The sequence below is a fragment of the Brotaphodocola sp. genome (genome assembly GCF_050873365.1).
Classification (GTDB): Bacteria; Bacillota; Clostridia; order Lachnospirales; family Lachnospiraceae; genus Brotaphodocola.
In genome coordinates, this window is the sequence record NZ_JBNMIQ010000012.1 from 63,430 (window position 1) to 84,850 (window position 21,421).

The window sequence follows — 21,421 nt, forward strand, 5'->3', positions numbered from 1 at the left end:
GGAGCGTATAACTCGGAGTGTATATGAAAGGAGGAAATTCGTGATAGGAACAGGAATTTTTGCCAGCTTTCTTGCCTTTTCTGCGATTCAGGATTTGCGAAAAAAGAGAGTTGCGGTATGGATATATATGCTTTTTGGAGGACTGGCGTTATTGTGGGCGGGATGTCGGATTGCGAGAGCACGGGAAACGTATGTAATTTTGGATCATTTGGCATCCATTGTGATTGGAATTGGGATTTTGCTTGCGGGAATATGGTCGGACGGTGCAGTCGGTTCGGGAGATGGATGGTTTTTCTGTGTGACAGGGGTGATTCTCGGATTTTGGGAGAATGTGATGTTGCTTTTATACGGAACTCTGCTTTGTGGACTTTTCTCGTTGGGATATTTTTTCTGGGGAAAGGTTCATCAACGGGAGGGTGTGGGAAAGACGATGGTTCCTTTTCTTCCGTTTGTGGCAATTCCGGGAATCTGGCTGATTGTCGAGAGAATATCGTGAATATTTCTATAATTTGGAAATCGTGTGAATGTAAAATGGATATCAGAATCGAAAGAGAAAAGATCAGAGATACGAAGAAAAAGAAAATTGCGAAAACAAAAACTGAGAGAAGAAACGTAGAAAAAGGGAAAACACATGCAGAGCGGATGAGCAGATGGCATCATGATTTGCCAGCATCCTACACTGTGGAGACTGCCGGAGTGATGGCAGTTGTCCTGTTTACGATTATGATTTTGATGGGGCAGGCGCTTAGGCTCAGCGGGGAGACAAGAGGAATGTTTCAGCTTCATGAACAGGTCGAGAGAGTTCGCCATGAACCGGAACATAAGGAAGATAGAACGATCTCGATTCAATCGAGTGGAAACGGATGGGAGTTAGAGATCACTGCTCCAGTGTTTCGCCCGGAGAATTTTTTGAGATTATGGAGTCTTGCGCAGGATGTACAGTCTGGTAAGTAAAGGATTTTGTTTATGAAAATCAGTTATCGAAGAGAGATGAAACATAATTATCTGATTCTGGATTCGGAAGATCTTGAATGGGATGGGTATGAGTGTCGGATGCTTGTGGCAAATTCGATTGAAGGGATTTTGCGATTTCAGCTTCGTCAGATCGATGAGAAGATTTACTTTTATTATGAGATCACGTCGAAACAGCCGTTGGCAAGAGTCTTAGAGGGAAGAACGATCCGAGCCGGGGAATTGCGCAGTTTTATTATCGGGATTGCACAGGTTGTTGACCGAATGGAAAAGTATCTTTTGAAAGAGAGTTCGGTGATGTTGACTCCGGAATATCTCTACATAGAGCCGGAAAATTTTCATGTCTGGTTCTGTCTCATTCCGGGGATTCAGCGCAACTTCCCGGAAGATTATTCCAAACTTCTGGAATATCTGCTTGGAAAAGTCGATCATCAGGATAAGGACAGTGTTGTTCTGGCGTATGCGCTCTATCAGGAGACGCGAAAGGCAGATTATGGAATGAATGATATTCTCCGGATTTTGCAGACTTTTGGATCTGGAAAACCGATGGGAAAGAGTGGTTTTATGCGCCAAGAACGCTCAAGTCCGGAGCAGGGGACAAGCTCTTGGGAAAGAGCGGGAGCTTCATTTGGAACTGGAGATGGCGAGTTTGAGGATGGAGAGTGGGTGGATTACCGATCAGGTGATGGCATGAATGAGGAGGAAGAGGGCGAGAAACGACAGAGATTTATTTTTGAAAATGCAGAACGGGAAAATAAGGGTGAAAATAATCGGGATACCATGGATTCATCTGAATGGAAGACTGGAGAGCGGAGCGGAAATCGAATTGGAAGAAAAGAAAAAAGAGAGGCAAGGCGGGAAAAGAAACGAAGAAAAAAAGAAGAAAAGCAGAGAAAAAAGGAGATGAGACAGGAGAAAACCGAGGAGAGCAGGCAAAAAAAGAAGGGTCTGTGGGTGCGATTTAAGTGTTGGTGGAAGCGATTGTGGGGACGAGAGAAAGGATTGCCAGATGATGATGAGGCAGTCTTGGAAAGCCAGTATCAGAGGGAAAATGAGGGACGATTTGCAGAGGGAGAATTTGCGGGTGAAGAGATTTTTCAGGATCAAGGATCTATTGGAGATTTGAATGTCAGGGGAGAGGCATGGGACGCGCAGAGTGGTAATTCTAATTCCTGGGAGAAGATGTTTGCTCCGGAGGAAGACGGACTGATCGGAACAATAGAGACTTCAAAATCATCTTCCAAGATAGATCAGGGGGAGATGGACTGGTCAAAGTGCTCATTCTCAAATGTTGAACAGGATACGCTGGTGCTTGAAGAGTTGAACTTGAATTTTGCGCAATCAAAAGAAAATCATCGTTTGCTTGCATTGGACCCGGGGTTGCCGGATATCGAACTTCGATATTATCCGTTTGTCATCGGAAAACAGGAAAATCTGGTGGACTTTGTGCTTGAGCGGGATGTGGTGAGTCGGCTTCATATGAAGATCGATCTGGTCGATTCGGAATATACCATCGAAGATCTGAATTCTACGAATGGAACATTTGTCGCCGGAAAAATGCTTGAGGCAAATGAGACTGTGACAGTTAAAGAGGGGGATGAAGTGAAGATTGCAGATTGCCGATATCGGTTTGTCCTATGACCGGATTTTTGTGTGCCAGACAGAGCCATCAGGGAGATTCCAGTCGACACTTGCGGAGATTTGGCGCGAGATTCTGATCAGCGTTGCTGATATCTTCCAATCAGAATCATTGCGCTTCTTCGTTTCACTGTGGTTAGTGAAAAACAAGTACCATTGGTGCCTGCTATGCACACTAGCGGAGCATATAGCCATATAGTGCAGAAAGAGATTGTCTCCCTTCTCTTGAAAAACCTTGTGATTTTCCAACTTATAGAGAAAGGGAGACATCGACTCTGGATTATCCCCGGCAACCATTGCAACTGTTGCAACCGGAATTTGATCCGAATACCCGCTCCAACAGTTTCTTTCCACTTGGGGTTGCGGCAAGTCCACCTTCAGCTGTCTCTTTGAGTGTGGAGGACATTGCGTCGCCGACCTTTTTCATCGCCCAGATGACTTCATCGGCTGGAATTGCGCTCTCGATTCCAGCGAGGGCAAGTTCAGCGGCAACGAAGGCTCCGGCAACACCGGAAGCGTTGCGTTTGATACACGGGATCTCTACGAGACCGGCAACCGGATCGCAGACGAGACCAAGAATGTTTTTCAGGGCGATGGCGACAGCGTGCGCGACCATCTCCGGAGTACCGCCGGACAGCTCAGTGATGGCAGCGGCAGCCATGGCGGCAGCGGAACCGCACTCTGCCTGGCATCCACCTTCTGCTCCGGCGAGGCAGGCATTGTCTGCAATTACCATGCCGACGGCAGATGCTGTGAACAGAGCCATGACACAGTCATCATGGGAACAGCCCTTTTCTGCTTCCATTGTGAGAACGGCGGCGGGAAGGATTCCACAGCTTCCAGCTGTCGGGGCAGCGACGATTCGACCCATTGCAGCATTGAGCTCGGATACAGCCAAAGCGCGGTAGAGCGCACTTGACATCAGAGAGCCGGTCAGACTTTTGCCAGATTCAGAGACCTGGCGCATCTTGTAGGCGCTTCCTCCGGTCAGTCCGCTGGTGCTTCGGATATCCTTTTCACTTCCGGGATCGATACAGGCGGTCATAACCTGATAGTTGTTTTCCATCTGACGAAAGACGTCCTCCTCAGAGCGCTCTAACTGATCCGCCTGTTGTTTTAATACCAGCTCAGAGATGCGGGTGTTGTTTTCTGTGGCAGTACGGACGATGGATGCGATGGTGTGATAATCAAAATGAAATTCCATAATCGTTTCAAACTCCTTCCGGTCAAATTGGTTTCAGCATGGTGCTGGAGTAGATGTTGTCCAGCTTCTGAATTCGATCATTCAGATCTGGATCAATCGTTCCTTCCAGTTCGATGGTCATGACAGCTTCTCTACTTTTTTCGTTGCGGGAAAGACGGAAATTACAGATATTGGCGCCGGTCTGTGCCACTTCCTCTGTTACGGAAGCGATTGTTCCGGGGGCATCGCGGTGGAGGACGATCAGGGTCGTGTACTGGCCGGTAATCGAAACATCCATGCCGTTGACTTTTGTCACTAAAATATTTCCGCCACCGATGCTACTTCCCTGAAGACTGACTGTGCGGTTATTGGCATCTGTCAGAGTAATCAGAGCTGTATTTGGGTGGGCACCATCAATTTCGCCGGTTGTGATTTCGACTTCAAGTCCTTCTTTTACTGCAAGGTCGGGTGCAAAGCGAATTCTCTCATCATCGGTATTCATACCCATAATACCGGCGATCAAAGCCTTGTCGGTACCGTGACCACGATAGGTTTTGGCGAAGGAACCGTGAAGAAGGATGGAAGCGTGAACTGCCGGAGCACCGAGCAGGGCGCGTGTAATACGCCCGATTCGTGCGGCACCGGCTGTGTGAGAACTGGAGGGACCGATCATAACCGGTCCGAGAATATCGAATACATTCATCATCTGCGTGCCTCTCTAAAGTGTAAGAATTATGGCTAAAAGTAGTCATTGAGTATCCTTTTATTATAGACGGAAAGTCTCACAAAAGAAAGGAAAAAGGCGAAAATTATGAAAATCTTTTTCAAATAAACAGAGAGATTATTTTTTTGTTATTTTATGGGAGAATGAAATGAAGAATATAATTGTGGTTGAAGATAAAAAACTATCTAAACAGTATGAAAAAAGATTTGTAGTAGTGGATAAAGAGACGGGTGAAATTCTTGATGATGCGCAGGGATATGGATATAAGACCATTAAAAATGCATACTCTGCGTATGCCTATAAAACACGAGATAAAAGCAAAGATAAAGAAAGACTTGAGAGAAAAAAATATATTCAGAGATGGATGAAGGAACATAAAGATTTTGTCAGATTGATGGATCAGGTTGCATTTGAAATTGCAAAAGGATCGTGGGGACCGGATGATAAATTTGATGCAAAACTTGTAAAACAGATGCTACGAGATAATGAATTAAAAACAGATTTTACAGCGGGTGAATTATTAAGAGTGTGGAGAAACGGAATATAAAAAATAACAAATCTCCTTGACACAAACAGAATTTACGGCTATACTTGTCACGAAAATAAATAACGGGCGTGTTACTGGTTATGCAGGCATCAACCTTTAGAGAACATTTTCCAAGTATGGTGTGTTCTCTATGGTTGATGCCTTTTTTGTTTCATAAGAGATCGTTTCTGATGAAATCAAAATCAGCAGATATGCACTCGGCGTGAAGAACATTTTTTGTTTTGTTGGAATGATTTCTGGGAACCCGGGAAATCCTAGAAGGTGTTTGAAACTTATTTTTGCGGGACAAAGAATGCAGACCGTGACAGAGCCTGAATAAAACAAGGAGAAAGAAAATGAAAGACAAGGTATTTGGGGTGCTCCAGCGAGTGGGGCGGAGTTTCATGCTTCCGATTGCAGTTCTTCCGGTTGCAGGACTGTTGCTGGGAATCGGCAGTTCCTTCACGAATGAGACGACAATCGCAACGTATGGACTTCAGGGACTTTTAGGAAATGGAACCCTTCTTCATGCTCTGCTCGTCATCATGAGCAAGGCAGGAAATGTAATTTTTGATAACCTTCCGATTATTTTTGCAGTTGGTGTTGCGATCGGAATGGCGCAGGCGGAGAAGGAAGTAGCAGCGTTGTCTGCGATGATTGCCTTTTTTGTCATGCACGCGTCGATCAATGCGACGTTACTGATTTCAGGAAAGATTCTTGCAGACGGATCAATCGCAAGTGATGTTCTTGAGGGAACGATCGCCGGCGTGTGTGGAATCCAGAGTTTGCAGATGGGTGTATTTGGTGGAATCATTGTGGGACTTGGAGTGTCTGCACTTCATAACCGTTATCACAAGATCGTGCTTCCGAATGCACTGTCGTTCTTCGGTGGTTCCCGCTTTGTTCCGATTATTTCCACAGTTGTCTATGTGGGTGTCGGAATTCTGATGTGCTTTATCTGGCCGACCGTACAGAGTGGAATTTTTGCTCTCGGCGGACTGGTTACAGGAACCGGATACTTCGGAACCCTGATTTTCGGAATCATCAAACGTGCACTGATTCCGTTTGGTCTTCATCATGTTTTTTATATGCCATTCTGGCAGACCGCTGTTGGCGGAACAATGATGGTGGACGGCAATCTTGTTCAGGGTGGTCAGAACATCTTCTTTGCACAGCTTGCATCTTCTGATGTGACACATTTCAGTGCAGAGGCAACCCGTTACTTCTCGGGTGAGTTTATTTTCATGATTTTTGGACTTCCGGGTGCGGCACTTGCGATGTACCGCTGTGCAAAGCCGGAGAAGAAGAAAGCAGCAGGAGGTCTTCTGCTGAGTGCGGCACTTGCTTGTATGTTTACCGGAATCACAGAGCCGATCGAGTTCTCCTTCCTGTTTGTAGCACCGATGCTCTTTGCTGTTCAGGTAGTTCTCGCAGGAAGTGCCTACATGATTGCACATATTTTAAATATTGCGGTTGGACTGACGTTTTCCGGTGGTCTTCTGGACCTGTTCATCTTCGGTGTTCTTCAGGGCAATGCAAAGACGAGCTGGATGCGCATCATTCCGGTGGGAGTGATTTATTTCCTTCTGTATTATTTCATCTTCAGTTTCCTGATCAAGAAGTTTGATCTGAAGACTCCGGGTCGTGAGGATGATGACGAGGAGACGAAGCTGTATACAAAGGCGGATGTCAATGCACAGAGAAATGGCGGAAATTCTGCAAGTAATGCAGGTGTTTCCGGCGGATCCAATTCCAACGTAAACGGAAATTCGGATGAGAAGAGTGCACTGATTTCGAGAGGTCTCGGTGGCAAGAAAAACATTGTCTCTGTGGACTGCTGTGCAACGAGACTGCGCTGTACGGTTTCTAATTCGGATCTTGTTGATGAGAAGATGCTCAAGGCAACCGGTGCAGTCGGAGTCGTAAAGAAAGGTCAGGGCGTTCAGGTTATTTACGGACCGCAGGTGACGGTGATCAAGTCCAATCTCGAGGCGTATCTTGAAAACGCTTCCGAGGAGGAGACGGAGCCGACTGTAAGCGACGATAATATGGTAGCAGAGACTGTGGATAACCAGAGGGATAGCACAACAAAGAATACAGAGAAGACGGAAAATACAGGAAACACAGATCACACAGAGAGTGCAGATAATAAAACGAGCGAAGACCATGCAGATGCTGAGATGACAGCAGAAAAACAGGCGACTGAAAAAGAGATCCACGAGCTTAGCTCTCCGTTTAATGGAACCTTAAAGCCGATCACTGAGGCGCCGGACGAGGCATTTGCGAGCAAGGCAATGGGCGATGGATATCTGGTAATGCCGGAAGACGGAACCGTTGTGGCGCCGGAGGACGGCGAGGTCATGTTCGTTTTCCCGAGCAAGCATGCGATCGGAATGAAGGCTTCTGATGGAACCGAATATCTGCTTCACATCGGTGTCGATACCGTAAAACTTGATGGAAAAGGATTTGAGGTCTTTGTCAGCGATGGACAGAAAGTGAAAAAGGGCGACAAGCTGATGGAATTCGATCCGAAGTTTATCAGAGAGAATGCGGTGAGCGATGCCTGCATCGTGATTTTCACCGGTCTGACAGAGGGACAGCAGTTGAAACTGGAAGGGGAGAAGACAGTGAAACGGCTGGAGAAAGTTGGTCAGATCTGTAAGTAGATTTTAAGCAAGTATTTGAAAGCAAGTATTTATTAAAGCAAGTAGTTTTAAATGAGAAAGGGATTCCTATGTACAGATAGGAAAGGAATTTTCTGAGCGCGAGGATGCAAAGCGCCAGTGGCGCTTGTTATGCACCGACCGCAGTGGAACGGAGAAGCGCAGAGATTTTGATTGGAAGAGGTCAGCAAAGTTGACTAGAATCACGTGCCAAGTCTCCGCAAGCGTCAATTTGAATAAAGGGAGTATTTTTTATAATACCTTCTGCACATTGCGGTTCTTCTGATATCATGTATAATGATAATTGGAGAAGGCAGGTGCGGGAGGTATTTTTATTATGTATCGAATTGTGAAAGTTCTGAATAACAACGGAATTTTGGTTTTAGATGATGAATCAAAACAGGAACAGATTTTGCTCGGAAATGGAGTGGGATTTGGACATCGGATGGGAGAGCGCGTGAAGGAACTCCCGAATGCGAGGCGATATGAGCTTGTCTCGGAGAAGACTTCCGCTTTGACGCGGGTCAACGGAATTGATCCGATTTTTATTGAGGTGTCTGGAAAGATCATTGAGGAAGCGGAGAAAGTTCTGGGGACGCTTCACCATGATATTTTGATTCCGATGGCAGATCATATTGCGATGGCGGTTGCGCGTGCGAAAGAGAACAAAGAAATTCCGAATCCGTTTCGTCAGGATATTGAGGCGCTGTTTGAGGAAGAGTATCAGACGGCGAGACGGGGGAGTCAGATCATTGAGGAGATGACCGGAGTTCGTCTGGGGGAGGATGAGACCGGTTACATCACGCTTCACATCCATTCAGGGCGTGCGGAGGAAAATGTGGCAGAGTCTCTTGAGACGGCGCGGATAGTCAACGAGTGTCTGGCGATGATTGAGACAGGAATGCAGAAAAAGCTTCCACTTGGATCGCTTGGCTATAACCGGCTTGTGAGTCATGTCCGCTATATGATTGCGCGTGCGCGAAAGGGCGAGAAAGCGAATCTTGATATGGAAGATTATGCAAAAACGACGTTTCCTCATGAATATGCGCTTGCGGATCAGATTTGCCGGAAATTAGAAAAAGAGAGCAGGCTGAAATTTGAGCGGGAGGAGACCGGATATCTGGCAATTCACATCAAGAGAGTCATGGGATAAGGAATTAAGAGATTATGTAAAAAAATCAGTCTTGATTTGAAACGCCTCCTATGCTATACTCGTACCCGTTGTCAAAGCCCGCAAAAACCAAGGTCTTAAAGGGTTTTCGCCGATTCCCGGCGTAAGGTTATATACCTGAGGTATATACCTTCCGCGACATTTGTCAAATGGATATGCAGACGAGCATATCTGCCTGACGCATTGTTGCGCGAAAATGAATCGAGTGTTCGTGACCTTCCACTCGTAAAACAAAACTAGAGGAGAGAAAATAGAATATGAGTAGTTCCAAAAACAACGTGCAGTTTATGACAGAGTCTGCGATGATCGCAGCGATTTACACCGTGTTGACACTGGTGCTGGCACCGATCTCTTATGGTCCGGTACAGTTTCGTGTGTCAGAGGCACTCTGTGTGCTTCCGTACTTTACACCGGCAGGAATTCCGGGACTTTTCCTTGGATGCCTGATTTCAAATGGTGTTGGTATGGCGATGGGAACCACGATTCTTCCGGATGTGGTATTTGGAAGTCTGGCAACTCTGATTGGGGCATTTGGTTCCTATGCACTTCGCAAAAATAAGTGGCTGGTGTGCGTTCCGCCGATCGTGGCAAATGCGCTGATCATTCCATTTGTTCTGCGCTATGCGTATGGTTCCCCGGATCTGATTCCGTTCATGATGCTGACTGTTGGAATCGGAGAGGTGCTCGCAGTTGGTGTTCTCGGAAATCTGCTTCTGACCGCACTGGAAAAATACAGCGGACGCATTTTCAGAAAAAATCATATTTAACATTTGAATTTTAGGTTTTAAGATTCATAACTGAATAATCAAGATTAATGCAAAAAAGCCGTACAACCCGGAAAAATGAAAATTTTCGGGAAGTACGGTTTTTTGTATGGTTAAAGCATCTGCATGTAAGCGAGCAGTTTGTTGATTGCGATCGCACCGATGATGATAAGCACAATCAGGATCACGGCGGAAATCTTGAGGAAAAACTTCTTATAGTAGAGATATGCCTCGGCGAAATCCTGCTGTTCGAGCGAAGTTGGAATCTTTCCGGTGGCGAGTCGGCGAAGATAAATCCATCCGTAAATCGGAATGTTCATACACATGAAGGTGTAGAACCATGAACGAATATCGTTTTCCATATATTCTTCGTCCTCATCGCCATCGTCATACTCGTCTTCGTATGTGTCTTCCGTGTTCTCATCGTCATAATTATCATGATAGGCATCGTCATACTCTTCAGCATATTCTTCATCAGGTTTCCCTTGATTTTCAGCCTTGTAGCCCTTGCCATTTTCCTCGTTTTTGTTTTCGGACTTGTTGTCGAACCCCGCGTGAAGGTTATTCTGAGATGGGATGGGCGTTGTTTTTGAAGTGGCATCTAAGGGGACCTCTTGGTTTGCTGAATCATTTGCGTATTCTTTTGAGAGTTTCTCAGGCGGATTCTGTTTGAAATCAGAATCTGATGATGCCAAATCCGGTTCTGAAACTGGCATTTTACCAGGCATCTTACCAGGTATTTCACCGGGTGTTTTGCCAGGCATATTTGCCGGTACTCTACCAGATTTACCGGTCACAGTCATTTCATCAGCCATTTCGCCAAGCGTTCCACCGGACGTTTCGGCATTTGGCTTCACGGAGGAAGCTCCCGGATATGGCTGAGGAGCCCGATTTGGTCTCACCGGATCTGCGATTCCCGAAGGAGTTTGAAATGCCTTGAAATTCTTTCTGTTTGTTGTATTCATCTCATTCCATCCTTTCAATTCTCATCCGGGTTTGCAGTGACGGTGGAGCTTGTGACTCCGGGTCCACCGGTCTGACCACTGTTGGTGTTCCATTTGCGGGATTCCTGACGGAGCGACTGTTCGAGCTTCGTCTGCTCATTGCCGATCTGCTGTTGATCCTGAGCCTGCTTCGCGTTTTCCTCGCGTTCTTTCTGAGCCTGCATGCTCTGCCACTGGCTTGCAGTCGGGAGTGTGGAGACGCGGGCGATCGCGCTGTTTAAGCGGTCGCTGTACTCCTTTGCCTTGTCGAGATCCTGAACTTCCGGCAATTTGTCGATTGCGGTCTGAATCAACGAGGAGGCGTTTGGAGCCTGATATTCCAGATTTTCGACATCCTGAAGGGCAGTCAGGAAATCCTGACGGCGCGTTTCTGCCTCGAGCTCTTTGCGCTTCTTCACAGCCTCCTCCTCGGCTTTCTTCTGGGCGTCGGCTTTCTCTCTTGCCTTCTGCTGTTCGTAGCGGTCGATCGTATCCTTCATGTCTGCGATGACCGGAGTGAAGGTGTCATACTTCTTTTCCACGCGCTCAAGAAAATCAGCGCGCTCCTCGCCCTCGTCAACCTGATTGATCTTTGCGAGAAGGGAGGTGTACTGATTCTTCACCCAGTAGGTATCCTCGACGGTCTCGATCGTCTTGTCCTCAAAGGCGGTGACAGAATTCGTGAGTTCCTCAACGAGCTTCTGCTGTTCTTTATCGTGGAGACTCTGCTCGGCGCGCAGGTCAGCGGTCGTGCTCATGTAGTCGACGATGCCGGTCTTCTTGTCTGCCTGCTCGACAACCGTCGTCGGCATCTCCCAGTCGAGAGGTTCTTTGCCGATGTGAATCTGATCCATGACATTTTTCCAGATTTTTCCGGCATATGTGCTTCCATAGACACCCGGCATCGCGCGCGGGGTATCGTAGCCGACCCAGACAGCCGTGGTGTAGTAGCGGGTGTATCCACAGAACCAGGTGTCCTTACTGCTGTTTGTCGTTCCGGTTTTTCCGGCACACGGCATGTCGTTTGCGAGTGCGAGACCGCGACCGGTTCCGTAGCTCTCGGTCATCGTACCCTTGAGGATGTCGGTCAGCATGAAGGCGGAATCCTCTTGATAAATGCGGTTTGCGTGTTCCTTCATATCTTTTGTCAGCTCGCCTTTTTGCTCGTGCTCAATCTTTACGATGCAGGTGCGGTCATTGTATACACCGTTGTTTGCGAGTGCACTGTATCCCTTCGCCATGTCGACGATGCGGACACCGTTTGTGAAACCGCCGATGCTGATGGACGGGGCGCTCTTGTCGATGTAGGAGAGTTTCTGGAACTCCATTTTTCCAAGATAGTTGAGTCCGTACTCGACGCCGACGTCACAGAGCACCTGCCAGGCGACGGTGTTGAGGCTTCGGTTTAAGGCTTCGCGAACCGTCACGTTTCCAAAGTATTTTCCGCCACTGTTGGAAGGACCGTCGGTCCACTTGTGGTCGTTGACGATGCGCGCCGGATAGTACTCGCCGGTGTCGAAGGCTGGACCATAGTCGAGGAGCGGTTTGATCGTACTTCCCGGCTGGCGGGCGCTTAAATAGGCGCGGTTGTAAATGTCCTCGGTACCGCGTCCGCCGACGATCGCAACGACGTAGTTGCTCTGGTTGTCGACGATGACTCCTGCTCCCTGAAGCGCGAATTTGCCGTTGTCCTGAAGCTCGGTGTAGGAGGCGAGTGTCTTGTCGATCTCGACCTGAAGCTCCGCCTGGATCTGGCTGTCGAGCGAGGTGTAGATCCGGTATCCGCCGGAACGAATCTCATCGTTTTTATCGTTGTATGCCGTCTGGTAGGCATCCATGTACGCCTTGTAGTCATCCTTGTCGGAGAAGGTGTAACGGAACTCAAATCCGTCGAGAAACATCAGATAGAGAGCTGCACAGTGAATCGCGTAACTGCTCTGATAATTCTCATCGGTTCCCTCAGACTCTTCCTGAACAATGTTTAGTGGCTGAGCCGTGTAGGAATCGTACTGTTCCTGAGTCAGATCTCCGACCTCAAGCATGCTCAAAAGAACGTCGTTTCGTTTTTTCAGGGATTCCTCCGGGTGCTTGACCGGGTCGTAGGCGGAAGGGCTGTTGCTGATGCCGACGAGAACGGCGGCCTCGTAAGGTTGCAGATCCTCCGCGTTTTTTCCGAAATAGTACCGGCTTGCCGCCTGGACTCCGTAACAGTGGTGACCATAGAAGTTTGTGTTGCAGTAGAACTCCATGATATCTGCCTTGGAGTATTTCTTTTCGATCTCCGGTGCAAGAAGAATTTCCACGATCTTTCGCGTGAAACTGCGCTCCTGCGTCAGGTAGGTATTCTTCACAACCTGCTGGGTGATCGTGCTTCCACCCTGTTTGATCTCGCCCTTATTTTTTACAAGGGAGAGTCCTGCGCGGAAGGTTGCAATCCAGTCGACACCGGAATGGCTCTTAAATCGCCGGTCCTCCTGAGCAATGTAGGCGTTCTGGATGTTCATGCTGATCTGGTTGATCGGAACATACTCGTAATGTCCCGCATTGATCAGACCGATCTGGCGACCATCCTTGTCGTAGACTTCCGTGTCCGAGAGCATGCTGAAATCAGAGCGTTGCATCTGCGCCAGTTTGTCGTAGGCGACGGAACGGCAGTGATCCAGTTCGGGACGGACTTTTGCATAAATGAGGAGCGCCACAAGCGCACCGACGATCATGACGCTTGCCAGGATCTGAAACATGCCATTAAAAAGCCAGCCAAAGATTCCAAGGATGCTTGCAGGAATTCTTGAGAGCTTTTTTGGTGGCCGTTGCTCGCCGTGTGGTGACTGATTTGTGCTGTTGTTTTTCATAAAATATACCTCGTTGAAATACAGGAATGTGCAGGGACTGTAAGGATTTGGAACAGTTACGTTTTACAAAGGTAACTGTTCAGCACCTTCACAGTCACGGGCAAAAATCCATTGAAACTGTCTTCGCTCCGCTTCGATCGGTGCTAAACGTGTGCCACTGGCACACAGCACTTTTCGGCAATGGGATTTTTGCCTGCCAGCCCATATTTTTGTACGGTCAGCGCAGTAAATGCGCAGACCTACTGAACAGTTACTTACAAAGTACAGAGGTATTATAATACAAAATGAAAGAAAACGGTACAAAAACGAGGAAAACAAAGAAAAACATTGACTTTCTTTTCAAAAGGAAGTAAAAAAATAGGTGAAATCAAATAGAAAAACAAAGTAAGAAAACAATGAAAATGATGAAGAAATTTGACTGGAATTGATGAAAATAATCTTTTTATTAATTCCAGTCAAAAAGAATCAGGAAAGAAGAGGACATTTCATATGTATCAGATAGATTTCAAAAAACCGCTGGCAGTACATTTTATCGGAATCGGAGGAATCAGCATGAGTGGACTTGCTGAGATTCTTCTCGAGGAAGGATTTCATATCAGCGGTTCAGATGCACACGAGTCGGAGCTGACGGATCAGCTTGCTTCCCACGGCGCAAAAATCATGTATGGACAGCGCGCAGAGAATATCACGGATGAGGTGGAGCTTGTTGTATACACGGCAGCGGTACACCCGGACAACCCGGAGTTTCAGGAGGCACAGAGACGGGGAATTCCGATGATGACTCGTGCAGACCTTCTCGGCCAGATCATGAAGAATTACGGTCAGGCGATCGCAGTTGCAGGAACGCACGGAAAGACGACGACGACCTCGATGATCACAGAGATTTTGCTGGAGGCAAAGAAAGATCCGACCGTCACGGTTGGAGGGATTCTCCACGCGATCGGAGGAAATATCCGTGTCGGAAAGTCCGATCTGTTTGTCGCAGAGGCTTGTGAGTACACGAACAGTTTCCTCTCCTTCTTCCCGACAATCGAGGTTATCTTGAATGTGGAGGCAGATCATCTCGACTTCTTCAAGGATCTCGATGACATCCGCCATTCGTTCCGCCTGTTCGCTGAGAAACTTCCGGAGAATGGTCTCCTCGTCATCAGCAGTGACATCGCAAATTATCAGGAGTTGACCGCAGGTCTTAAATGCCGGATCGTGACGGTTGGACACAGCGCTGAGAGCGATTACAGCGCCGATGACATCACCTATGATGAGTATGCGCGTCCGTCGTTCACCCTCGTTGAGAGAGGACAGAAGGCGGGACGGATCACCCTGAGTGTTCCGGGAGAGCATAATGTATACAATGCCCTGTCTGCAATCGCAGTTGCAAAGGAACTCGGAATCAGCGAGGAGGAGAGCGCGGTAGGTCTGAAAGCCTTCACCGGAACTGATCGCCGTTTTGAGAAAAAGGGAGAGCTCTGTGGAATCACAATCATCGATGACTATGCACATCATCCGCAGGAGATCTCTGCGACGCTTTCTGCGGCAAAGAATTATCCGCACAAAAAGCTGTGGTGTGTCTTCCAGCCTCACACCTACACGAGAACGAAGGCGTTCTTAGATGAGTTTGCAGAGGCTCTCAGCGGTGCCGATGAGGTGATTTTAGCGAAGATCTATCCGGCGAGAGAGACGGATACTTTAGGCATCAGTTCTCAGGATATTGCGGACAGACTGGAGAAAATGGGCAAGAAGGTTCATTATTTCGAGACTTTCGACGAAATTGAAACATTTATTTTAGAAAATTGTTCCACCGGCGATTTGTTGATAACTATGGGTGCCGGAGACGTTGTAAAAGTTGGGGAAAAGCTCCTCGGCAAGTAGTTATCCACAAAATCCACATAATTTCCGGTTTTTCGGTGCCGGAGATTATGTGGATTATTTAATTTACATAACATAATGTCTAAAAATTCTACAAACCCTTTATTTACAAGGGTTTTCGGGCTTTTTCCCTATGATTTTTGGGAATCTCAAAAAAGTTATCCACAATATCCACAATATCCACAATCGAGAGTGTGGATAAGTGCTCCTATTTCTTTTTTTTTCAAGATGTGATACACTAAAAAAAATAAAAATTGTAGCATTTACGGGGCTTAAAAATGGGGTCTGGCATCGAGGTGCCAGACCCGTGTTGCCCTTAGAAAAATATGGAAAATCAAGGAAGAAAAGACGAGATAACCGATACGGGAAAGGACTGAGAAGACAATGGATTTGACGTGCAAGTTTCAGATAGAGGCAACGATGGTTGCAAATGAATTTATAGACCGATATATGGCGGATGCGAATGGAGAGTATGTAAAAGTATATCTCTATCTGCTTCGTCACGCCTCCGAGAAACTGGATGTCGGAACCATTGCGGATGCTCTTAACCACACGGAGGCGGATGTGAAGCGGGCTGTGCTCTACTGGCAGAAAGTCGGTGCAGTCAAGGGGGCAACTGCGCTTGTAGGTCCGAAGAATGCGACAATCTCGGCGAGAAAGAGCGGGGCAAAGAGCGTATCTTCATCCAGAGCGAGAAAGAGTGCAGTGCTCACGATGGAGGATCTCTTTGCGTCTGAGGAGCAGGAACCTCCGGAGCGGGAGCGCAGTGCGGGAGCGGGAAGCAATTCAGAGGTCTTGCAGATGATTCAGAGTGTGCAGAACGCGCAGAATCCTCAGATAGATAATCAGGCATCTCAGGCAGTTCCAGTCTCAGGTGCAAGTCGTTCTGAGGGTGCAAGTCAGGAAAATGGAAAGTTTACACTCGGGACGAGGGGATTTCAGATGGCGCGCCCTTCGCTTGGCGGTCTTTCTGCACTCTTTGGAGAGGTGCCGATTGAGCAGGTGAGAGAGAACAGCGCAAGAGTCATCGGTCAGAGACGAGGACTTGAGGTGGAGTCTCAGCTTTCGGCACAGGAGGAGGCAACCTCAACTTCGCTGAAGGAGCAGGAAAATCAACGTCCGGTAGTGGAAGAAGAGAGACGGGTGGGCCAGCAGAATCTCTTGAACCAGCTGAGCCAGATCAGTCAGCAAAATCAGCAGACGCAGGTAGAGACGTTGAATAAGACAATCCAAACACCCCAGGGAAATCAGAAAGAAACCCAGATCAATCAGACAACTCAGATCAATCAGACAACTCAGATGGAACCGTTAAGCCAGATCAGTCAGGCAGGTCAGACGAGTCAGAACGATCAGACAACCCAGATGGTTCAACTGGAATTGATTGATCTGATCAATCAGCAGGAAGAGCAGAATTCGAAAGCGCAGAGTCAGAAAGAGACGAAGGAGAACGGTCAGGCGAAAACGAAAAAGACAGAGAAACCTTCTGCTGTTGAGCCGGAGTATGAAAATTTTAATGCCGGAGAGGGAATGAGAACGAGCGGAATCTGGGGACGAGAGCCGAGAATCCGGGATGCGGTGCCGATTGCCTCAGAGGGATCGGCGAGCACAGATCCGCTTATCGCGAGTCTCCTGTCTGCAAAGCCGGAGGAAGAAGGCGCAAAGGAGACTGAGAAAGAGGAAGAATCCCTGAGTGCTCAGCTTGAGAATGATGAGGAATTCTCCCAGCTTCTCTACATTGCGCAGAGATATTTGAATCGAATTTTTACACCGAGAGATGTGGATATTTTTGCGAACCTCTATGAGGGACTTCACCTGTCGGCGGAGATGCTTGAGTATCTCGTCGAGTACTGCGTTCAGAATGGTCACACGAGCGTGCGCTACATTGAGGCTGTCGGCATGAACTGGCATGAGAAGGGATTTCAGACCGTCGAGGAGGCGAAGGCGTACTCGACTGGGTTTACGAAGGATTCGTTTGCCGTGATGCGCGCCTTCGGTTTGAATGATCGCAAACCCGGAGACGGGGAGCGGGAGATGATTGAGAAATGGTTTAAGACCTACGGATTTTCCCGTGAACTTGTCATCGAGGCATGCAGAAGAACGATGGAAGCCACGCACAAGCCGAGCTTCCGGTATGCCGATAAGATTCTCTCGGACTGGCGCGAGGCCGGCGTGAAGAGCATGGAGGATGTGAACCAGATCGATGAGAAACGACGGACAACACAGAGTGCGCAGAACCGCCAGAGTCCGAGGGCGACGGTGAAGGCTCCGGTCAACCGCTTTCATAATTTCGAGCAGAGAAGCACAGACTATGATTCTCTGGTGCTCGATCAGGTGAAGGGCTGGCTTGGAGAACAGTAGAAAGTCCCACTATTCTGAGAGAGAGCCGAGAAAAAGCCAGAAAAGAGAAAACGCTGGAAAAGAAAACGGTTAGAAAAGAAAAAGCTGAAAAAACAAAGAGCAAGACAAAAAATAAGACAAAGAATAAAACAAAGAGTAAGACAACGAGCAAGAACAACGAGCAAAACAAGAGAAAGTGAGAGGAGTGACAGATGGCACTGAGCAATTCCCAGTACAATGCGCTGATGCGGGAGTATGAGCAACAGCAGAGAAAGGACAGGGTCGAGAGAGACGCGCGGGTTCAGGAGGTTTACCGCCGGATTCCCCAGATCGAAAAACTCGATCAGGAGATTGCGGGGAGCGGGGCAGAGTGTGCGCGAATGGCGTTGCACGGAGACCCGAATGCGCGCGAGACACTCCGGAGAAAACTTTCTGATTTAAGAGAGCAGAAGCAGATCCTTTTGACAGCGGGAGGATATCCGGCAGATTACATGGAGATGAAATACCGCTGTCGGGACTGTCAGGATACCGGCTACGCGAACGGGCATCGCTGTCACTGTTTTGAGAGAAAACGGCTTCAGGTTCTCTATGCGCAGTCGAATATTGAGGAAGTTTTGAAGCGTGAGAATTTTAATACCTTGACATTTGCCTATTACGACGATCAGCAGTTGCTTCCGGGGTTGAACCGCACGGTGCTCTCTTACATGCAACTCGTCGTCAAACGGTGTCAGGAATTCGCGGAGAATTTTCCGAACAGTGGACAGAACATTCTGTTTACGGGAAGCACCGGAGTCGGCAAGACGTTTCTGACAAACTGCATTGCAAAGGCGCTGATGGATCGGTATGTATCGGTGATCTATCTGTCGTCGCCGGATCTGTTTGAGATCTTTTCCAAATATAAGTTTAGCCGGGGCGCGGAGGAGGACTGTGAGGAGGCATACCGTCACATTTTGGAGTGTGAGATGCTGATCATCGACGACCTTGGAACCGAGGTCAACAATACGTTTGTTTCCTCTCAGCTCTTCTACTGCATCAATGAAAGAATTAACCGCAAGAAAGGCACGATCATCTCGACGAATCTGTCGATGGATATGATGCGGGATACCTACTCAGACCGCGTGACCTCGAGGATTATGAGTAGCTATATGATGATTCCGCTTTACGGCGGGGACATCCGCGTGAAAAAAACGATGACATCCGTGTGACATAGAAAAAAGGCAAAGTTTCCGTGATTGGCTTGACTTCAACGGTGCATAATGTTATAAAGGATACGTTAATAATTGCGAAAAAAAAGAAAAAAGAAATTAAGTAACTGTTCAGTAGGTCTGCGCATTTACTGCGCTGACCGTACGAAAATATGGGCTGGCAAGCAAAAATCCCATTGCCGAAGGCAATTTTCAATGGATTTTTGCTCGTGACTGTGAAGGAACTGAACAGTAAACGAAGCAATTAATCACCTTGCGAGAACGCGGTTTGCGGAACGTGTGAACACAAACGATTCCGATCGCGTTTTTCACATTATATATGGAGGATGAAATGATCTACGAAGAGAAAACCATTGAGACCATTCCGGTTGGCCCGCTGGGCCTGATTCCGCTGAAGAGCTGTGCTGAGCTGGGCGCCAAAGTTGACGCATGGCTGGTAGAATGGCGCAAGGAGCGGGAGAGCGAGCACAAGTCTACAATCGCATTTGCAGGATATCAGAAAGATTCCTATATCATTGAGGCAAAGACCCCGCGTTTTGGTTCCGGTGAGGCAAAGGGAACGATTGAGGAGTCTGTCCGCGGTGATGATCTGTATTTCCTGGTGGATGTATGCAACAACAGCCTGACTTATTCTCTGTGCGGAATGACGAATCACATGTCTCCGGACGATCATTTTCAGGATCTGAAGCGTGTCATTGCAGCAACGACGGGAAAGGCACGCCGTATCAATGTCATCATGCCGTTCCTTTATGAGAGCCGTCAGCACAAGCGCTCGAGCAGAGAGTCTCTTGACTGTGCACTTGCTCTTCAGGAGCTGACCCGCATGGGCGTTGAGAACATCATCACCTTTGATGCACATGATCCGCGTGTCCAGAATGCGATTCCGTTGAAGGGATTTGAGACGGTTCAGCCGATCTACCAGTTCATCAAGTATCTGCTCAAGACTGAGACCGATCTTCAGATCGACAGCGATCACATGATGGTTATCAGCCCGGATGAGGGTGGAATGGGTCGTGCTGTCTACTTCGCAAACGTTCTTGGACTGGACATGGGTATGTTCTACAAGCGCCGTGACTACACGAAGATTGTCAATGGACGCAACCCGATCGTTGCTCACGAGTTCCTCGGCTCAAGCGTAGAGGGCAAGGATGTCATCATCGTTGACGATATGATTTCCTCCGGCGAGAGCATGCAGGATGTTGCAAAGGAGCTCAAGCGCAGAAAGGCAAGAAAAGTCTTCATCTGTGCAACCTTTGGTCTGTTCACGAATGGTCTTGCAAAGTTTGATGAGTACTATGAGAACGGAATCATTGACCGGATTCTGACGACGAACCTCGTTTACCAGACTCCGGAGCTTCTGTCCCGTCCGTATTATATCAATGTGGATATGAGCAAGTATATTGCGCTGATTATCGATAACCTGAATCACGACGATTCTCTGAGCGAGCTGTTGAATCCGACGAAGCGAATCAATCGTCTTCTGGAGCAGTATCGCAGTAAATAGGCGAAAGTCCAAAGAGAAGGTGTCAGTGAGACAGAGCGAATCAGGTCCCTGTTTGCAGGATTTTGCAGGATTTGTGAACAGTGCAAACAGGGAAACATCAGACATCAGCGCCGGAAAGCAGGTTTGACTGAAATGAAGGAAGACAGAAAAAAAGAGAAATTTCCGGGCGAAGAGCCAAACGAGCCGGAGTGCGAGGAGAACAAAGTAGATGGACAGCCGGAAGCTCCTGAGAACTGGGATATTCCGCATGACGAGAAGAAGACGAGCTGGAAACGTGAAGTCTGGGAGTGGCTGAAAATCATTGTCTCGGCGGCTGTGATTGCGTGGGCGCTGAATACATTTATTATTGCCAACAGCGAAGTGCCGAGCGGTTCGATGGAGAACACGATTATGACGGGAGACCGCGTGATCGGTTCGAGACTCAGCTACAAGTTTGAAGATCCGCAGAGAGGCGACATTGTGATTTTCCGTTTCCCGGACAATGAGAAGATTTTCTATGTGAAGAGAATCATCGGTATGCCCGGGGACACGATCGACATTGTGGATGGAAAGGTTTACTTGAATGGTTCGAGTGAGCCGATGGATGAGCCGTACATTCGCGAGCCGATGGAGCCTGAGCCAGCGATGCACTTTGAGGTGCCGGAGGACTCCTATTTTATGATGGGAGACAACCGAAACTATTCGCTGGATGCGCGCAGATGGCAGAATACCTATGTGAAGCGGGAAAAGATCATTGCGAAAGTATTGTTCCGATACTTCCCGAAGCCGGGTATGCTCAAGTAGTGCGTTAAGTGCATTGGGTGCGTTATAAGATCGCAGGCTAAAAATTAAAAAATGAGAGAGCGGATACCGAGCAGATTTTGAAAATCTGTTTTGTATCCGCTTTTTATGTGGTTCAAGTCGACGCTCGCGGAGACTTGGCGCGTGATTTTGGTCAGCTCTGCTGACATCTTCTTATCAAAATCACTGCGCATCCTCGCGGAGCGTATAACTCAGAAGGGGATTGTCTCCCCTCCTGAGAAAGTTTGTGATA

15 protein-coding genes and 2 pseudogenes are annotated in these 21,421 nt (G+C 47.9%); 13 read left to right on the plus strand and 4 right to left on the minus strand.

Annotated features, from left to right (window positions below):
• Positions 1 to 40: 40 nt before the first annotated feature.
• The 3 genes from ACR0QT_RS07840 (at position 41) to ACR0QT_RS07850 (ending at position 2,613) form a co-directional block, all read left to right on the plus strand.
• On the plus strand, positions 41 to 496 hold the full coding sequence (locus ACR0QT_RS07840; RefSeq protein ID WP_432630265.1) for a prepilin peptidase: 456 nt from the start codon (positions 41 to 43) through the stop codon (positions 494 to 496).
• A 146-nt stretch (positions 497 to 642) separates the two neighbouring features.
• Positions 643 to 954: a hypothetical protein gene (locus ACR0QT_RS07845; RefSeq protein ID WP_432630266.1), complete on the plus strand. Its 312-nt coding sequence runs from the start codon at positions 643 to 645 to the stop codon at positions 952 to 954.
• 12 nt (positions 955 to 966) lie between these two features.
• Positions 967 to 2,613 (plus strand): DUF6382 domain-containing protein, encoded by a 1,647-nt coding sequence (locus tag ACR0QT_RS07850; RefSeq protein ID WP_432630267.1) that lies wholly within the window; start codon positions 967 to 969, stop codon positions 2,611 to 2,613.
• Positions 2,614 to 2,890: 277 nt separating this feature from the next.
• Here the strand turns inward: ACR0QT_RS07850 and sdaAA are convergent, their stop codons facing one another.
• Together sdaAA and sdaAB are read right to left on the minus strand one after the other, a co-directional pair.
• Positions 2,891 to 3,814 (minus strand): L-serine ammonia-lyase, iron-sulfur-dependent, subunit alpha, encoded by a 924-nt coding sequence (sdaAA, locus tag ACR0QT_RS07855; RefSeq protein ID WP_432630268.1) that lies wholly within the window; start codon positions 3,812 to 3,814, stop codon positions 2,891 to 2,893.
• 22 nt (positions 3,815 to 3,836) lie between these two features.
• A complete protein-coding gene (sdaAB, locus tag ACR0QT_RS07860) occupies positions 3,837 to 4,496 on the minus strand; it encodes an L-serine ammonia-lyase, iron-sulfur-dependent subunit beta (RefSeq protein WP_432630280.1) in 660 nt (219 codons plus the stop codon).
• 169 nt (positions 4,497 to 4,665) lie between these two features.
• On the opposite strand from sdaAB, the gene ACR0QT_RS07865 reads away from it, so the two are divergent.
• The 4 genes from ACR0QT_RS07865 (at position 4,666) to ACR0QT_RS07880 (ending at position 9,644) form a co-directional block, all read left to right on the plus strand.
• Positions 4,666 to 5,064, plus strand: coding sequence for a hypothetical protein (locus ACR0QT_RS07865; protein WP_432630269.1), 399 nt, complete (start codon positions 4,666 to 4,668; stop codon positions 5,062 to 5,064).
• Between the two features lie 335 nt (positions 5,065 to 5,399).
• Positions 5,400 to 7,709 carry a glucose PTS transporter subunit IIA gene (locus ACR0QT_RS07870; RefSeq protein ID WP_432630270.1) on the plus strand — a complete coding sequence of 770 codons (2,310 nt, stop codon included), beginning with the start codon at positions 5,400 to 5,402 and terminating at the stop codon, positions 7,707 to 7,709.
• A 334-nt stretch (positions 7,710 to 8,043) separates the two neighbouring features.
• On the plus strand, positions 8,044 to 8,859 hold the full coding sequence (locus ACR0QT_RS07875) for a PRD domain-containing protein (protein WP_432630271.1): 816 nt from the start codon (positions 8,044 to 8,046) through the stop codon (positions 8,857 to 8,859).
• A gap of 275 nt (positions 8,860 to 9,134) precedes the next feature.
• Entirely contained in the window at positions 9,135 to 9,644 is a 510-nt protein-coding gene (locus ACR0QT_RS07880) for a QueT transporter family protein (protein ID WP_432630272.1), read from the plus strand.
• Positions 9,645 to 9,754: 110 nt separating this feature from the next.
• Here the strand turns inward: ACR0QT_RS07880 and ACR0QT_RS07885 are convergent, their stop codons facing one another.
• On the minus strand, positions 9,755 to 10,606 hold the full coding sequence (locus tag ACR0QT_RS07885) for a hypothetical protein (protein WP_432630273.1): 852 nt from the start codon (positions 10,604 to 10,606) through the stop codon (positions 9,755 to 9,757).
• A 14-nt stretch (positions 10,607 to 10,620) separates the two neighbouring features.
• A complete protein-coding gene (locus ACR0QT_RS07890) occupies positions 10,621 to 13,476 on the minus strand; it encodes a transglycosylase domain-containing protein (RefSeq protein ID WP_432630274.1) in 2,856 nt (951 codons plus the stop codon).
• 489 nt (positions 13,477 to 13,965) lie between these two features.
• Here ACR0QT_RS07890 and murC point away from each other — a divergent pair, with 489 nt between their 5' ends.
• From murC to lepB, 6 genes and pseudogenes are all read left to right on the plus strand, one after another.
• Positions 13,966 to 15,345: a UDP-N-acetylmuramate--L-alanine ligase gene (gene murC / locus ACR0QT_RS07895; RefSeq protein WP_432630275.1), complete on the plus strand. Its 1,380-nt coding sequence runs from the start codon at positions 13,966 to 13,968 to the stop codon at positions 15,343 to 15,345.
• Between the two features lie 381 nt (positions 15,346 to 15,726).
• A pseudogene (locus tag ACR0QT_RS07900) lies at positions 15,727 to 15,948 on the plus strand (DnaD domain protein); the annotation flags it as partial.
• A 1,089-nt stretch (positions 15,949 to 17,037) separates the two neighbouring features.
• A pseudogene (locus ACR0QT_RS07905) lies at positions 17,038 to 17,700 on the plus strand (DnaD domain protein); the annotation flags it as partial.
• Positions 17,701 to 17,891: 191 nt separating this feature from the next.
• A complete protein-coding gene (locus tag ACR0QT_RS07910) occupies positions 17,892 to 18,884 on the plus strand; it encodes an ATP-binding protein (protein WP_432630276.1) in 993 nt (330 codons plus the stop codon).
• A gap of 331 nt (positions 18,885 to 19,215) precedes the next feature.
• Positions 19,216 to 20,388 carry a ribose-phosphate pyrophosphokinase gene (locus ACR0QT_RS07915; protein WP_177978386.1) on the plus strand — a complete coding sequence of 391 codons (1,173 nt, stop codon included), beginning with the start codon at positions 19,216 to 19,218 and terminating at the stop codon, positions 20,386 to 20,388.
• 132 nt (positions 20,389 to 20,520) lie between these two features.
• A complete protein-coding gene (gene lepB, locus ACR0QT_RS07920; protein WP_432630277.1) occupies positions 20,521 to 21,171 on the plus strand; it encodes a signal peptidase I in 651 nt (216 codons plus the stop codon).
• Positions 21,172 to 21,421 lie beyond the last annotated feature (250 nt).

Bases quoted from the DNA above. Each gene is read 5' to 3' on its own strand.
- lepB (WP_432630277.1), top strand. From the start codon at position 20,521: ATGAAGGAAGACAGAAAAAAAGAGAAATTTCCGGGCGAAGAGCCAAAC.
- ACR0QT_RS07850 (WP_432630267.1), top strand. From the start codon at position 967: ATGAAAATCAGTTATCGAAGAGAGATGAAACATAATTATCTGATTCTG.
- murC (WP_432630275.1), top strand. From the start codon at position 13,966: ATGTATCAGATAGATTTCAAAAAACCGCTGGCAGTACATTTTATCGGA.
- ACR0QT_RS07885 (WP_432630273.1), bottom strand. From the start codon at position 10,606: ATGAATACAACAAACAGAAAGAATTTCAAGGCATTTCAAACTCCTTCG.
- sdaAB (WP_432630280.1), bottom strand. From the start codon at position 4,496: ATGAATGTATTCGATATTCTCGGACCGGTTATGATCGGTCCCTCCAGT.
- ACR0QT_RS07875 (WP_432630271.1), top strand. From the start codon at position 8,044: ATGTATCGAATTGTGAAAGTTCTGAATAACAACGGAATTTTGGTTTTA.
- ACR0QT_RS07870 (WP_432630270.1), top strand. From the start codon at position 5,400: ATGAAAGACAAGGTATTTGGGGTGCTCCAGCGAGTGGGGCGGAGTTTC.
- ACR0QT_RS07880 (WP_432630272.1), top strand. From the start codon at position 9,135: ATGAGTAGTTCCAAAAACAACGTGCAGTTTATGACAGAGTCTGCGATG.
- ACR0QT_RS07915 (WP_177978386.1), top strand. From the start codon at position 19,216: ATGATCTACGAAGAGAAAACCATTGAGACCATTCCGGTTGGCCCGCTG.
- ACR0QT_RS07890 (WP_432630274.1), bottom strand. From the start codon at position 13,476: ATGAAAAACAACAGCACAAATCAGTCACCACACGGCGAGCAACGGCCA.
- sdaAA (WP_432630268.1), bottom strand. From the start codon at position 3,814: ATGGAATTTCATTTTGATTATCACACCATCGCATCCATCGTCCGTACT.
- ACR0QT_RS07865 (WP_432630269.1), top strand. From the start codon at position 4,666: ATGAAGAATATAATTGTGGTTGAAGATAAAAAACTATCTAAACAGTAT.
- ACR0QT_RS07910 (WP_432630276.1), top strand. From the start codon at position 17,892: ATGGCACTGAGCAATTCCCAGTACAATGCGCTGATGCGGGAGTATGAG.
- ACR0QT_RS07845 (WP_432630266.1), top strand. From the start codon at position 643: ATGAGCAGATGGCATCATGATTTGCCAGCATCCTACACTGTGGAGACT.